At 40.8% G+C, this 15,500-nt stretch carries 13 protein-coding genes; 3 read left to right on the top strand and 10 right to left on the bottom strand.

From position 1 onward, the window contains the following. Position 1 precedes the first annotated feature (1 nt). The 5 genes from ACYRY3_RS34465 to ACYRY3_RS34445 all read right to left on the bottom strand — a co-directional run bounded on the left by ACYRY3_RS34465 (position 2) and on the right by ACYRY3_RS34445 (position 4,999). The gene (locus tag ACYRY3_RS34465) at positions 2–961 is read right to left on the bottom strand and encodes a glycosyltransferase family 2 protein (protein WP_460206171.1); all 960 of its coding nucleotides are present in this window, start codon (positions 959–961) and stop codon (positions 2–4) included. A gap of 49 nt (positions 962–1,010) precedes the next feature. After that, on the bottom strand, positions 1,011–2,045 hold the full coding sequence (locus ACYRY3_RS34460; protein WP_460206170.1) for a glycosyltransferase family 2 protein: 1,035 nt from the start codon (positions 2,043–2,045) through the stop codon (positions 1,011–1,013). Between the two features lie 284 nt (positions 2,046–2,329). Beyond that, a complete protein-coding gene (locus ACYRY3_RS34455) occupies positions 2,330–3,268 on the bottom strand; it encodes a WecB/TagA/CpsF family glycosyltransferase (protein ID WP_460206169.1) in 939 nt (312 codons plus the stop codon). Between the two features lie 852 nt (positions 3,269–4,120). Continuing rightward, on the bottom strand, positions 4,121–4,777 hold the full coding sequence (locus ACYRY3_RS34450) for a hypothetical protein (RefSeq protein ID WP_460206168.1): 657 nt from the start codon (positions 4,775–4,777) through the stop codon (positions 4,121–4,123). A gap of 81 nt (positions 4,778–4,858) precedes the next feature. Then, positions 4,859–4,999, bottom strand: a complete 141-nt coding sequence (locus tag ACYRY3_RS34445) for a hypothetical protein (protein WP_460206166.1) — start codon at positions 4,997–4,999, stop codon at positions 4,859–4,861. 241 nt (positions 5,000–5,240) lie between these two features. Here ACYRY3_RS34445 and dacB point away from each other — a divergent pair, with 241 nt between their 5' ends. Further along, complete coding sequence (gene dacB, locus ACYRY3_RS34440) at positions 5,241–6,710, top strand: D-alanyl-D-alanine carboxypeptidase/D-alanyl-D-alanine endopeptidase (RefSeq protein WP_460206165.1); 1,470 nt, start codon at positions 5,241–5,243, stop codon at positions 6,708–6,710. A gap of 194 nt (positions 6,711–6,904) precedes the next feature. On the opposite strand, the gene ACYRY3_RS34435 is transcribed toward dacB, so the two are convergent. From ACYRY3_RS34435 to ACYRY3_RS34415, 5 genes are all read right to left on the bottom strand, one after another. After that, the gene (locus tag ACYRY3_RS34435; RefSeq protein ID WP_460206164.1) at positions 6,905–7,840 is read right to left on the bottom strand and encodes an undecaprenyl-diphosphate phosphatase; all 936 of its coding nucleotides are present in this window, start codon (positions 7,838–7,840) and stop codon (positions 6,905–6,907) included. A 268-nt stretch (positions 7,841–8,108) separates the two neighbouring features. After that, positions 8,109–8,900, bottom strand: a complete 792-nt coding sequence (locus tag ACYRY3_RS34430) for an FHA domain-containing protein (protein ID WP_460206163.1) — start codon at positions 8,898–8,900, stop codon at positions 8,109–8,111. A 256-nt stretch (positions 8,901–9,156) separates the two neighbouring features. Continuing rightward, positions 9,157–11,868 (bottom strand): PAS domain S-box protein, encoded by a 2,712-nt coding sequence (locus tag ACYRY3_RS34425; protein WP_460206162.1) that lies wholly within the window; start codon positions 11,866–11,868, stop codon positions 9,157–9,159. Between the two features lie 555 nt (positions 11,869–12,423). Continuing rightward, positions 12,424–13,563, bottom strand: coding sequence for a HEAT repeat domain-containing protein (locus ACYRY3_RS34420; protein WP_460206161.1), 1,140 nt, complete (start codon positions 13,561–13,563; stop codon positions 12,424–12,426). Positions 13,564–13,704: 141 nt separating this feature from the next. Then, on the bottom strand, positions 13,705–13,980 hold the full coding sequence (locus tag ACYRY3_RS34415) for a HigA family addiction module antitoxin (protein ID WP_460206160.1): 276 nt from the start codon (positions 13,978–13,980) through the stop codon (positions 13,705–13,707). Positions 13,981–14,163: 183 nt separating this feature from the next. On the opposite strand from ACYRY3_RS34415, the gene ACYRY3_RS34410 reads away from it, so the two are divergent. Together ACYRY3_RS34410 and ACYRY3_RS34405 are read left to right on the top strand one after the other, a co-directional pair. After that, entirely contained in the window at positions 14,164–14,370 is a 207-nt protein-coding gene (locus ACYRY3_RS34410; protein WP_460206159.1) for a high light inducible protein, read from the top strand. A 141-nt stretch (positions 14,371–14,511) separates the two neighbouring features. Further along, a complete protein-coding gene (locus ACYRY3_RS34405) occupies positions 14,512–14,967 on the top strand; it encodes a DUF4383 domain-containing protein (RefSeq protein ID WP_460206158.1) in 456 nt (151 codons plus the stop codon). The last annotated feature ends 533 nt before the right edge of the window (positions 14,968–15,500 follow it).

The following is a 15,500-nucleotide window of genomic DNA, read 5'->3' as shown; positions in this document are numbered from 1 at the left end:
GCTACTTCTGGGAGAATCTAACTGAAGAACCAAGTGCTTGTCGAATGCCTAGCTTTGCAAGGGGTTCCAGACGCACGGCTAGTAAAGTCAGAAGCGAGCGCGGATCTCGACAAAAAATCGACCAGTTACAAGCCAAAGCCCGGTTGATAAAATGATTGGCTTGTTCAAAATCACCGCCTTGGAGACACAACCTTGCGAGATAGCGGTACATATAAGCGTAGGCAGTTGGTAACATCGGCTCGATACTCTCTGGAGACCGTCCATAAGCATTCTGAATGACCTGCTCATTGCATCGCTGCATTTGCGTGACATTGAATGAAAGACCGGAGGGGCGAACGCGATAGTAACATAAAGTACGCCCTTCACGGTAGAATTCCCATTTCCGCGTTGCTGCCACTCTCAACCAAAAATCAATATCTTCTAAACTGCGTAAACTTTCATCAAATTCACCAACTTCATCTACCAACGAACGGCGGAACACGGCATTAGAACCATGCCCGACAAAGTTCTTACATAGCAAAGCGAGGAGAGGATCGGAATAAACTGGTTTACCACTTAAACGGACAAAAGTTGGTTTTCCATCGTCGCGAATTGCTCTAGAAGCACTATAGACTACCCCTACTTCTGGATTGTTATCTAACCGGGCTACATGATTAGCCAGTTTATCTGGGTGATAGACATCATCCCCATCAAGTAGAGCAATATATTCTCCACGGGCATGGCAGATGCCGTGGTTTCTTGCTGATGACAAACCTCCATTTTGTTTTTGCCATAACTGAAAACGAGAATCTTGTTTTACGTATGGCTTCACAATTTCTGCTGTATTATCAGTAGAACCATCATCAACAATCAAAACCTCAAATTCTTTAAAGGATTGTTGCTGTAGCGATCGCAGCGTATCTTCAATATAAGAACTCACGTTGTAGGCAGGGACCACAACGCTAACTTTAGGAACAACCATATTTTCTTACAATAAATTAAATTAAACTACCAAAACATTCTTATGGCTTCTAAGTCTTTGCTTGAAGCATAGTAATCCTGCCAGTTTCTTTATCCTTTTGCCTCCATTGAGTTAAAGTATTACGCAACCACGCACGTGTATCTGGAGGGAAAAGCCACATACCGAAATACAACAAAATGTCCGTGAGTTTAGGTTTCCCAAATCGGATAGCTTCCCATAGCAGTAGAAAAAATGCTTTCCAGTCACGGGCACCAGCAGCTCGAGCACAGACTTCCGCTAGGATAAAAGATGAATAAGCTCGAGGAGTCACGAGATCGCGTTTTGATTGAATCCAATTCAGGGAAAACTGCCAATTATGGCTTCTACTCACACTTGAACGAGCTTCTCCTAAATACCAAATCGAGAGAACCTCAGGCACAAACTCAACAGCAACTCCTTGTACGGTAACAGCCCTTAACAGCCAGTCCCAGTCATCATGTCTCTGTATAGTGTTAATGAAAGGTACTTTTTGCAACAACGCTTTGCTGGTGAAGATCGTTGAGGTTTGAATCAGCCCTTCTCCTTGAAACAAGGTGTTGCGAACAAATAAATATTCACTAAGTGCTTCAGATGGTTTGGGAAGCCTTCTGGGCCAAACGCACTCTCCCTGGGGTGCTCGGGCTATAAGATAGGATGAGACGATAGGAAACTGGTACTGTGAACGTCTAGCAGTTTGAAGTTGAAGTTCCAACTTTTGAGGCATCCATTCATCATCGTCATCAAGAAAAGCAATCCATTGTGCAGAAGCAGCAGAAATTCCAGCGTTACGAGCGGCACGGCTTCCTTGATTGGTAGGCAATTCTATAACTCTCAGTCGGGAGTCATCTATCTCTGCCAGTACAGAACGAGTTGTGTAGTCTGGGCCATCAATAACAACAATAACTTCAATTTCTGTGAGGGTTTGGGTTAAAGCACTAATAACTGCTCTTTTAACTAACTCTGGTCTCCGGTAAGTAGGTACGATCGCGCTAACTAAAGGTTCCAAGTCAATTGCCTCCCTATCTTGGTTTACATATATGGCGGTGCCGACGCCCAATTCCTTCAATGCTTTCCAAAGAAGACGTCAGCAAGACTGATTTTGGTCATTAGCTCGAATAAATGCACTTATATAGAGTTAAAAACCTGATTAAATTTTTTAGCTAACAACAGTTATGGCACATTTTGTGCAAAAAATAACTACCAAATATTTTTTTTAAATATTTGTAATTCTGCTTGAAAAGCAAAAGCTATTAAGATTTTATGGGTTTGTCAACCGAACAATTACAGTGGTGGACTAGCTCTTGCGCTAGCGGTAAATACGGTAAATGAAGAAGAAATTGTAGTGCAACCTTAAATTAACGGGGGACTAGAACACAAGATTGGTGTAGCCGGTGCAATCATCTCTTTTTCGCGATCGGGATTGATGAAATTCAAGGATTCAGTGCTAACGGGAACAGCGTGTTCTGGATGGTGACTATCAATTGATGACATAAGTTCCACGCGCAGCGGAGGCGCATAAAACTTGCCTAAGGCAATTTGCATTGCAAAAGCAGGATTCCCAAGCAAATAGCGTGCAGCTAAACGTTTTGGTTCCCGACACAATCGATACAGCCACTCTAAGCCTGAATCGGAAAGGAATTTTGGACAATCGGGAACAAAACCTGCAAGTCTATCAATAACTGCTCCACCAATCATGATAGCGTTCACATCTAAGCGATGGCGATACTCATAAACCCATTTTTCCTGGATGGGCATCCCCATTCCGACTACTAAAATATTCGGTTGTGCCCGATTGATTTTCTGAATCACAGCTTGATTCTGCACTGGATCTTGCTTGTCGAAATACCCGTGATGTCCGTTAAACGTGGCATTTGGATATTGGTTTCTCAAATTTTCCAGTGCAATATTTATATACTGAGGCTTGGAACCCAATAGAAATACACTCAATCCTTTTTCATTACACTTCTCCAGTAGTTTTGGCATCATCAGTGTATAGGAAGCTCGGTATCCCAAGGGCAACTTTAATCCCATGTAATCAATTGCCTTTAAAATACCAACACTGTCGCAATTTACGATTTCCGAACTTTGGAGAAAGTTGTAAAACCAAGGTAATTGCATAGAAAGATTAAAACTGTGTATATTATAATGTGCAACAGTTATTTTTTTCTGAGAAACGCACGCTGTATATAAGGCTTCTACAAGAGATGGTATAGTCATACAAGTAATGCGGCGTTCTAATAAATAAACATTGAGATTGGGCAATTCCTGACTTCTGTCATTAATTTTCATTCTTATAACACCCTTTATACTTTATTTGGTTCTTATCAGACTAAGCAGCTAGATTCAGGTAAGTTGGGGGTAGTGAACACTCAAGGATTCGATATGCTGTATACTAACTTAGTTTTCTTTATCCCTGCATCATTAGTTACTCGGAATTTATTTATGAACCTCAGCAAAAGATTGGTGTAAAAGAGTTATTACTGTGCGAATAATCAACCCTTTTCAAAGAAAAAACACATATCTCAGTATAGTACTTATTTCAATATAAATTCATAATTAAATAGTAGAAATACTGATTTTTATTTTTTCAAAAAGATGCAATTAAGGCAATAAATGAAATAACAGATGTCACGAATGACTTGTCCGTGAAGCTAACAGTTAATCCATCCGCTTTATCCGTTATAATTCTGTTGCCTCATCTTTTTTAAGAAGAGTCAATTAAAGCTTAAGAACTTAACTACGGGAGAACCCTTAATAAAGGGTGATTTGTACGTATTTTTTTTTTAATTTTTCTCTTTATGAGGCTACGGTATACATAGCGTGAGTTTTATATTAAGTCCGGTTAATTAGTTATTATTAAACAATCTGTGCAAAAACTGGAAAACCCTCTCCCCATCTCCCCCTCTCCCCATCTCCCCATCTGCCTTAATGATAAGTTTTTACCCGGACATGATATTACCCCATGAAATCCATATCTTTTTTGTACATATTTACAGTGAAAAACATAAATGCTAGCCAATGCTGATACATTTGCTAGCATACACAGATTTATTACGTTTTCTCAAGAGAAACTACGTTATACCGCTTTTAGATTCCATGACATCTTGCACCTTCGATTGGCAGGAATGGTGGGCTTTAGCCCTAACTAGCAATTGGCACATTATTAAACGCCCCAGTGTCGGGCACAAAGATATCTAAACTGTTAACGCCTTCGGGAATCCGCAACCAAACATAGGCATCAGCCGAGGCTTTGGGACGCAGTGAAGAGAGAGAAACACTGCCGGTCGATCGCTTAATGTTAACACCCTTATAGGTTTCGCTTGTATCGGGATTGCGTGCTGTTGTATCGGAAATCCCGATGAATTCATCAGGATTTACATTGTCTGTAGCGAGACGACGGATACGCATTTGCACGTTTACCACATCACGGTTTCCAGTTTCTGGGTCTTTAATCCGCTTTACAGAAAGTAACTCCACTTGTGCTTTATTACCAAAAGCAGGCTGTACAAATTGACCAGGCTGAATGGTAACAGAAGGGGCAGCTTTTGCTTCTGCTGGTGTTGTGGGAGATGGAGACGGCGTTGTTTCCGGTGATGGCGCAGACGCAGTATTACTGGGAGTAACAGTTTCAGTTACTTGAGTTGAAGTTGTTTGTTTAGTAGCTGTGGTGTCACTGTTTTTAAGATTGGCAACATCCGTTGTTTGTTGCAGCGTGAAAACTTGGTAAGCTGCATAGCCACTACACAGTAAAGCTAAAGTTGAAAGTAAAACAGCCACACTAGATAAAAATGTACTCACACCACTACCTCTGATTCATCAGAAAATTGGGTCTGAAACCCCGCCTTTTAGCGAAGCGAAAGGCGGCTTGACAAATATCTTCTAGGCAACAATTAGTCCGTTTGAACGACGAATTAACTGTACTTTGCTAGAAGCAATCTGCCCTAACCGTTTCCAGTTAGCATCGCTGACAGATACTTGTTTTTCGGTGTCGCCACTGACAACATCTGGGGATCGGCTCATTACCTAAGTAATCATACGATATAGCTGTGTTCGGGGAAAAAAGTTGATGCTAGTGTAAAAAATCTTATTAGTTAATTTTACAGAACTTTATGTAGAAAGCTACCGTCTAGTGATAGTGAGATAAAACAGTGACTTTTCAGTAGGATGAAGTACTGCTGAATTTGCCAGCATCTTTATCATCAACAGTACGGAGAGAGGCTGTATTAACATTGACTTTACCAACGGTTTCTAATTTTGGGAAATGCCTAAAAAAATTTCTATTTATTTTCTGCTTCTGTTTTTCGGTACTCAAGTAGGTCTCTCTTTAAAACCAGCTAAAGCACAAACTCAAGTTGCACCAACACCAACTACTGCGAAATCGATTTGTCCTGCTCAACTGCAAGCATCTGTAGATGCTGTGATAAATCGCCCTATTTTAAGTCGGGCGCGTTGGGGAGTTTTGGTACAACCTCTGTCTTCTCCCCAAACGCTTTACAGTCAGGATGCTCAAAAGTACTTTACTCCAGCTTCCACCACCAAACTGCTGACAACAGCTGCAGCGTTACATCAACTTGGTTCGGATTTTCGCATTCGCACTTCTATATATAGTGACAGGAATGGTGTTGTGCGTGTTGTGGGTCGGGGAGACCCCAGCTTTGACGATGCCCAACTTGCAGCCTTAGCAAAGCAGTTGAAGGAAAAGGGTATTCGAGATATCAAGTTGTTGATTGCTGATGATACGTATATTCAAGGAGATATTGTTCACCCCTCATGGCAATGGGAAGATATACAAGCAGACTATGGGGCACCTATTAACAGCTTGATTTTAAATCAAAATGTTTTTAGCTTAAGGCTGATACCGCAAACTGTTGGCAGACCCTTACAACTTATTTGGGCTGATATTAATGAGTCCAGACAGTGGCAGGTCATTAATCAGTCAGTCACAACAGCAGAAAAACAACCAACTTTCATCAATGTGACCCGTGACCTAAAAGGACCGATTTTGCGAATTCAAGGGCAATTGTCAGTAAATTCCGAACCTGCGTTAGTCAATCTACCCGTTATTGCGCCTACAGAATATTTTTTGCGTCGCTTTCGTAGTATTTTGTCGGCAGAGGAAATTACTGTGAGACAAACGGCGGTGTCACCTTTTAGCAAGACTTATGGAGAGGAACTCGCTGCTGTAGAATCTCCTCCACTGCCAAAATTGTTAGCTGAGATAAATGGCAATAGTAATAACCTCTTTGCTGAATCTTTGTTAAAATCTCTAGCTGTTAAAAAGCCGCCTGCAGAAAATCAAAGCAGTGCTGATGCGGGCTTGGAGGTAATGAAGGCAACCTTAACCCAATTGGGAGTAGATCCAGCAAGCTACTCTTTAGTAGACGGTTCGGGATTATCGCGTAAAAACTTAATCAGCCCGGAAGCTTTAGTGCAAACTTTGCAAGCAATGGCAAAATCACCAGCAGCAGAAGTTTACAAAGCATCTTTACCTGTTGCAGGTAGAAGCGGTAGCCTTAAAAGTCGCTTTCTCAACACACCTGCGGAGGGGATTGTACAAGCGAAAACAGGAACCATGACAGGTGTGGTTTCCCTGGCTGGATATGTGAATGCACCGAAGTACGGTCCTGTTGTGTTTAGTATCATGGTGAATCAATCACAACAGCCTGCAAGAGTTGTGCGACAGGCAATGGATGAAATTGTCGTGCTGTTAGCTCAATTGCAACGTTGTTAAATTTTTCTAGCCAGGTTCCCGCCTTTACGGGTGGGCAGATGCGACCCAGGTAAACTGCTAAGTAAGTCGGCGTAAATAAACACAAATATGTTACAAAATGTAAATGCATTGAAAACCCTTACTAATGACCAATGACAAATGACTAAGGACTACCCTCACTAGTTACTTTTTTTCTTACCGACCTACTTACTGAATTATTCCTTAAGCCAGCCCATAACAAGTGCTGTTAAAATTGATGCTCCAAAGGCTAAGCGATACCAAACAAAAATCCAAGTGTTGTGACGTTGTAAATAGCGCAACAACCAAGCAACGGATAAGTAAGAGAAGATGAAAGTGGAAACAATTCCCACTAGCAGAGGTAGCAGGATATCAATATTGCCAAACGCTTTTCGCGACTGGTATAAAGTGGCGATCGCCAACGTGGGGAGACCCAGCAGAAAGGAAAACTTTGCCGCTGTTTGCCGTTCCAGTCCCAAAAATAATGCTGCAGTCAAGGTGGAGCCAGAACGGGATGCACCGGGAAACAGTGCCAACGTTTGACCAAGCCCAACCAGAATACCGTCTTTAATCTGGAGAGAGTCAAAGCCGCGCTTTCGGCTGCCAATCTTCTCAGCAAGACCCAGCAATAATGCCATTACAATTGACAGAACCGCAATCATTGCTGGGCTCTCCGGCAGTATATCTTTAAGTAGAAAGCCGACCACCAATGCTGGTACTGTTCCTACAGCAATCCCTACTATAAGTTTCCACTCTTCCCGTTCCCAAGCACGCTGGCGTAGAGCTTCCCACCCACCAACAAGCGTTTGGTAAAGGAGTATCCGAAAATACAACACCAGTGCGATAACGCTCCCGAATTGAATTGCATCTACAAAATACTTTTCTCCAAAAGTTTTCCAGCCAAAAACTTTAGTGAAAACGAGCAGATGTGCTGTACTGCTAATTGGTAAAAGTTCTGTAATTCCCTGTACAAGACCCAGCACAATTGCTTGGAAAAGGCTTTGCATTAGACCAACTTCTATGGTAGCGTTAGCCGTTTGAGAATCTGTTGCTGCCAACAAAGTACTCCACACACTTACTCCACTAGTCCATCCTAGGTGGTTCAACAGGTATAAGTTGAATCCTAAGTTCATTTCTTAACTCCCATACTGTAGAGTTGAAATCGAAAAAGGCAAACGCTTCCAAAATAGCAAGATTTCCTCAATTTGGGTTAAATTAGCGCGAAGCTGTCATATTTGATATGTAAAAATTATTAACCGCCAAGACGCCAAGAGCGGCAAGAAAAGAGAGAAGGAAGAATTTTACAAATGGTTTAGGATTGCTATTGTTATTATTTCGTAGGGTGGGCACTGCCCACCACCCTCTCCCAGTTGAAGGTGCAATATGTCTCTCAGGGAAAAATTAATTCTTCAGTATACCCTTGAGAGACTGCAAACTATAATTTAGGACTTTGCCAGTAGAAAATAGTTGATATCCAGCGGCAAACAAAACAGAAGAGATAAAAACCGCCAAAAGATTGACTGATGCAAATAAGTTACCTGTAAAAATCATGAGTGCAATTCCCAGCCCTATCAACACCCATCCTATGGTGCGGTATGTACGCCGCCACAAGAGAAGGGCTATTCCGGATATCAAAAGTAGAACGGACGGGATACGCATAAAGATGCCGATTTGCGTATTAGCAGCAAATAACACAATCCCCACTAGCATCAAAACCATGCCCACCAGTTTGCTGTTACGGTCTACTGGCATTTGTTGAACATTTTTTGCAATTTCAGGTTGAAGTAATGTAGGTTTAGTGACTATTGGAGCATTAGAAGCAGAAACTAGATTTTGTTTATATTGAAATATAAGTGTTACTTTTTCTTCCTGACCGAGATTTATGTTATCTCCAAGTTTGAGAGGGTAGCGTTTTTTTGGCTCTAACTTTATGTCGTTGAGATATGTTCCATTTGCGCTACCCGTATCAACTATATAGTAGGTGTTTTCCTCTACTTGAATTTCTGCATGCAAGCGAGAAACAATATCCGCATCTGGTAAGAATGTTACATTAATATCCGGTGCAATTTGGTCATTCGGTTTGCCAATCCGAATCACAGGAAGATTGGGGGGCAATTCAAAAGATGTATTAGTTTGAACGTGAAAAAGCTCTAAACTGAGCCCTGTTGTCTCTAATGTACCTAAATTTTGCATGGCTTTTTTTCAGGAGCGTTTTCTCAATTATGTTAAATTTCTTTCTATTCTGTTTCTATTCTGGCAAAAAGTTTTCGCTCATCATCCGAAACTTAAGTAGGATGACATAAATAAAGTTAACTCATGAGGCCCGTCCTTAGTCCTTTGTCATTGGTCATTAGTAAGGATTTCAGGTTGTTTAAATTTCGTAACACAGTTCTATTTATTTCTGTTCACCTACTTAGTTTTCTTACACTAGTTCTATATAAGGTGTACGTTATGACACCCCCCGAATGGGAATCTGAATCAAAAACTCCGTGCCTTTTCCTGGTTCCGATCTGCAATTCAGACTTCCACCATGTTTCTCTACGACAATTTGGTAGCAGATAGACAATCCCAGCCCCGTTCCCTTACCCACTGGTTTTGTTGTAAAAAATGGGTCAAACAATCGCGATCGCACGCTTTCTGTCATCCCAACCCCATTATCAGCAATCCGAATCAGAATAGAATTATCATCTACAACTTCGGTGTTAATCCAAATTTTTGGGTTTGTCCTTTGTCCTTCCTCCTCTACAGATGATAAATCACCAACGACAAATGACTCTTCCAAAGCATCAAGCGCGTTCGTCAGAATATTCATTAACACTTGATTCAGTTGTCCTGGGTAGCATTCAACTAAAGGCAAATTGCCATATTCTTTAACAACAAAAATATTACCTCTATTCGTTTTTAATCGATGCTGTAAAATTAAGAGTGTATTTTCCAACCCTTCATGGATATCAACTGATTTTTTCTCTGCTTCATCGAGGCGGGAAAAATTTCTTAAACCCAGAACAATTTCACGGATACGATTCGTTCCAATTTTCATAGAAGATAGGAGTTTGGTCAGGTCATCTGCAATAAAACTCAAGTCAATTTCTTCACAAAAATCTCGAATCTCTGCAGCGGGATAGGGGTAATTTTCTTGATAGAGTTTTAACAAATCTAGCAAATCCTGTATATACTCAATTGCGTAAGTCACGTTACCATGAATAAAGTTAACTGGATTATTGATTTCATGAGCAACTCCAGCCACCAGTTGTCCCAAGCTAGACATTTTTTCATGTTGAATCAGTTGGGATTGAGTTTCCTGCAATTTGTGTAAAGCTTCAGAAAGTTTTTCCGCATGAGTTTGGGCAGCTAAAGTAGCCGCACGACTTTCTGTATAAAGTCTAGCATGATCGATAGCAATGGCTAATTGGTCTGTAACAGCTTGTAGCAACCCAATTTCACTATTACTCCAGGTACGTTTGCCACAGCTATGACTGCAAACAATTGCGCTATACTCCCCTGAATTATTTTTAACTGGTAATAGGAGTTGAGAATTTATTTCAAACTGAGAGAAAAACTTTTGAATATCAGACTCCAGACAACATCCATTGTTAGTATCATCAATACAAATTAACTCTTGATTGAGGAGCGCATTTATCAACAAATCACCTTTTTCCAATGGAAGCTCGCCCAACATAGAAGGTAAGTTTGGGTTTTTTGCCTCATGGGTAATAGTCAGAGTTGGTCTAGATAAATGCGTCAAATACTGAAGAAAGTAGCAACGGTCAATTTGCAATAAGCTACGAATTTCGGAAACAGCAGTTCCCAGGATTGTATCGAGTTCTAGAGAATTACGGATTTGGCTAGCTAAACTTAGTAATAAAGCCTCTCGACGGCTGAGCAGTTCTTCTCGTGCCCATATGCGGTCAATTGCTATAGCAATATTGTTAGCAATCCAATTTAATAAATTATGAGTTGGAGTGGAAAATGACAGCTTGCTAAACAAAGCAATTATACCGATAGATTGTTGCTCTATAATCAATGGATAGGCAGATAAAAGAAAAGTTGATATCAAAGGTTCTAAAAATTTTTCTTCATTTTTAAGAATGACTTCTTCATTCAGAATAGCTTGATTATTTTTTGCCATTAACTCAATGATATTGTTTGCCAAGACAGTATGATTGGGAAAATCTTGAGTTTTGGTCAAGGTTTGGCAAGCTATTTCCGTACAATGAATACCTGCTTGCAGTTGAATTTGGTGTGATTGGTTCTCAAAAGTCCAGATACAAATAAAAGCAAGGTCTAGATACTGGGATAGAATCTTTGTACAATTTTGCAGAATTTCGGTAAGTGAACCGCTTTGTGACAGGGATAAACTGATTTCTGCACTTAACAGTGAGAGACGCGATCGCTCTAACAAAGCCAGTTCTGAAAACTTACGTTGTGTGATATCTGTACGAATTGCCACATATTGATAGGGCTTTCCACGTGCATCTAAGAAAGGAACAATGAGAGTATCTACCCAGTAGAAACTACCATCTTTAGCTTTGTTTTTAATTTCTCCCTTCCAAATTTTGCCTTGGGAAATTGTTTTCCATAAATTTTCAAAAAATTCTTTAGAGTGATAGCCAGAGTTTATAAGACGGTGGTCTTGTCCGATTAATTCTTCTCTTAAATATTGAGAAACTTCACAAAACTTTTCATTGGCATGGGTTATTCTGCCTTGTGGATCGGTGATAGCTACTAGTGAATGAGCATTTAAAGCAAACTTTAAAGCTTCTAATTCCTTAACATACTGTTGTTGTGCTATCTCGTTCTCTTTACGAGAAGTGATATCCCGAGCCACTCCATAAATCAAGCGATCGTCACCCGATGAGGTTGCATTCCATGATAACCATTTATAGGAACCGTCTTTACATAGAAAACGGCTTTCCAGACCAATCAACTCTTCTCCTGAGACAAGTTTTGTATATGCCAGAATAGAAGCTTCACGGTCTTCCGGATGAGCAAAATCTACAAATGGTTTGTTTAAAAGTTCTTGAATTGACCAACCAAGAGTTTTTGTCCAGGCTGGATTTAAAACCTGAAAATCACCATTAAAACTAGCAATGTATAGCAAATCATTGGACATGGAGAAGAATTGCGAGTATTTCTCCTCTGTTTTTTTGTATTTACTCATACTAGTTTTTTTCATCTTTTCAATTAGCTTTTGATATTATGGATACGTAATTCAATCTAATGCTCCAAACACCTATAGCCTTTCCCGATTGAGCGAGGTAAGTTGGTAGGGGCGAACGGTTGTTCGCCCTGACAACGGTTGTTCGCCCTCACAATTAGGTGTACCTCCTCACGCATTCGCCCTTACAATTGGGTGTACCTCACCCATATGAAAACCGCTACATAGATAAAACCTAGTAAAAAGCCCGCTTGTGGCGGACTCTATTTATCTTGCATACAACTGCATTGTTCTGTGAAGCAAAAGTTTTAGAATACGAGCCAACCTGTGCAAGAGGTATACTCTATCCCTAAATATAGGGTTCCCAGAAAAACTCGAAAACTATCGTTCAGTCAGATTAAGTTAATGGCTGGATAATAGCCCCATAGACTCAACCCTACTGAACGATAGTATTTTTCTAGCTATAGGGGGTGTTTGCTGGAATCAATCCCCTGACGCCGCTGAATAGCAATGTTTATAACTAAGTGATAATCTAAAATCCCAATTTAGTTTTTTTAATTAACGCCAGATGTCTGGAGTACTCCCAAAAACGTGATAATAAGTTACACTTCTTTTTCCGTAACCAGGGTTTAAAGGATCTAGTTGAAACACTAGTGTCAAACAGGGTACATCTCCTTCATCAGGGTGGTCGTATGTAGTTTTCTCTATCTCAAACTTGGTGTCTATCCATTGACTTTTGTCCTCAAACAGAAACGAGATTTGCTCCCCTTCCACTCGAAATTGAAAAGGAGCTTCATCGCTAGTCACACCCATATTGAAATATAGATATTCACCGGTTCCATTTGGGAGAAATTGAAGAACATCTGAACTGGCATTAATCGTAGGTTCGCTCAACCAAGCTCTGTAAAGCCACTGTTCGCGGGGAATTTCTGGCTCAGAACCTGCTTGTATTTGTTCAATACAATACTCTAAATAATCCCGCACATCTTCGTCTTCTTCGTTTGCCAAGACTTCAGTAAGATAGAGAATATCCTCTATTCCACACAGTTGAACGAGTGCATCAGCAGCTGTATCACATACATAATCATCACTGTCATACAACATCTCTACTAAAGGTTTTACAGCTTTTTTATCTCCAAGCCGACCAAGTGTTTTAACTGCACGGTATCTGATACTACTTAATGTATCCTCAAGTGCATCCAGTATGGCATCCACAGAAGCTGGATCTCGCATCTTGTACAAAGCGCCAATTGCGCTCAACCGAACAACCTTATTTGTGCTTTTTAGACACTCAGCCAAAGCAGGAGTTGCTCGTCTATCTCGAATGTTTCCTAGAGCAGTGGCGGCACTCGTCTGCACTGACTCACTAGGGTCTTTAGTCAGGGCAATTAATGGCTCAACTGCTCGCTCAATTTTTCTTGTGCCCAAGTAATCAGCTGCTTCTTTCCTTACACCCTCATCGTCATCAAAGAGTGTGTGGATAATTGCATCAATAACAGTTTGGCTATCATAATTTATAGCCATTCCAATCATGGCATTTTTTAGTTTTGCATTGTCATTTTGCAATAACTGAACTATATACGGTTCAGCATCCACTCGCTTTCTTAAACTATACCAAAGACTAAGCCATTTCCGACTATCAGCCACTTGAAATTGTGCGGCAACTTCTGCTGTTGATAGCGCATCTATATCATTCATTATTTCTCTATCAATATTTAATAAATTATTTTTTCTTCTTATCTTTGCTTGGTTTACTCACAATTATTCTCTGCTTTTTTACTTCTGGTAGCTTGAGAAGATATACCTAAATTTTAGTGAAAATTCCCTGAGTTTTCCGAGCTATATCTTGCTCCTTTTTTCTGTTCTCCCTACATGAAGACGATATTTTGCCTCAAGGTTTGTCCAAAACTCAGGTGAAGTCCCCAAAGCTTGGGAGAGTTCGATCGCTGTTTCTAATGTAATTTCCTTACTTCCCCGGATAATTTTGTTGATAGTGTCAACTGAACAACCCATAATTTCTGCTAAATCTTTCTGTGTCCAGCCACGCGCTTCTAATTCTCTATACAAAATTTTTCCTGGTGTTGGTACTCTCGCTGGTGTTAACTTCTGACTCATATTGTCGCCCCTGCTACTCCGGTTAGTAATAATCTTCGATATCAATCACGGTGAGGTAATGTTCGTTGAGTATTGCCAATCCAATCCTTAGATATAGATATAACCCAATCCTAATGGCAGACTACTTTAGCGAATTGGCTCGATAACATGAAATCCAAACAGCATCACTGAGAACTATTCACTATGAAGTCTTCAACAATCAATACCGAGCAAATACCTACAGTCACTCCAGCTTACAACGGTGCCGATCGCAATGCCTGGATCTTTGGCTGGAACCCACAACAGGAGTTATGGAACGGTCGTTTGGCAATGATTGGTTTTGTCTCCTATCTGCTTTGGGATCTAGCTGGTTATAGCGTTCTTCGGGATGTACTCCACCTGGTTCGCTAGAACCTGAATGGTTACTCCCTTCCCGGTACAAAATTACCTATCTTAAACCTTGGCGTTCTTGGCGGTTTTTAAAAGGTAATGTTCCGGCTGGAAACGATTAATTACAAACTGTTTGTGTTTATCTAAAAACCAAAAACTGTCATGCAAACATCAACATCTTCAGAATCCGCAATTCGTTACAGTGCTTTGAGCCTGGGTCTCCTTTTCTTGTTACTGGGCTTGGCTGGATTTGTGAGAGGTTTTGTTGTTCCTTCTGCAAACTTTACCTCCGAACCGGGCTTTGGCTATCTATTTGGGTTATTCCCCACCAACTATTTTCATAATGCTATCGGCATTTTAGTTGGTATTTGGGGAATTGCTGCATTTACTAGCTTAAGTGGAGCAATTGTGTTCAATCGTATCTTCGCTATTCTTTATGCAGCTGGTGTTATTTTAGGGTTGCTGCCTTTTACAAATACCCTGTTCGGGCTGACACCACTTTTTGGAAATAATATTTGGCTCAATGCCATTGCTGCTGCGATCGCTTTCTACCACGGATTTGTGAAGTCAGCAGAAATCCGCATACCAAGTTCCTCAAGTGCTCAACCTAGTGCATAACAAGAATACCTTCTCGAACTAAAGAAGGTGTTCTAATGCTTACCGTTAGAAACGATCGGGAAAACAGATGAAAACTCCGTCCCTTGAGGGCGGAGTGTATTTATCAGAGTCGCGAGGAATTTGCCAGAGTAGAGTTGCCTTACCATTTGCCATTTGATTTTCACGGTCAATATTTTGACGCCATTGCGCCTACTCAACGGACACAACTTCATCGATAAATTAGATTATACCGTTTCTATATATAGAAAGAACCCCACCGCCTACGACACCTTCCCAAAGCATTGGCTATCGTGATGGTGTACAAGTTGAATTTACCCCCCTTCATCCCCCCTTATCAAGGGGGGAAACAAGAAATCCAATTTCCTCCCCTTGATAAGGGGAGGTGAGGAGGGGTAAAAATTGCGTGCAATTTCCTTTCCTTGATAAGGGGAGGTGAGGAGGGGTAAAAATCGCGTGCAATTTCCTCCCCTTGATAAGGGGAGGTGAGGAGGGGTAAAAATTGCGTGCAATTTCCTTTCCTTGATAAGGGGAGG

It is taken from the genome of Scytonema sp. NUACC21 (genome assembly GCF_054684315.1).
Note: the sequence above shows the minus strand (reverse complement) of the source record. Positions and strands in the feature narration are given on the sequence as shown.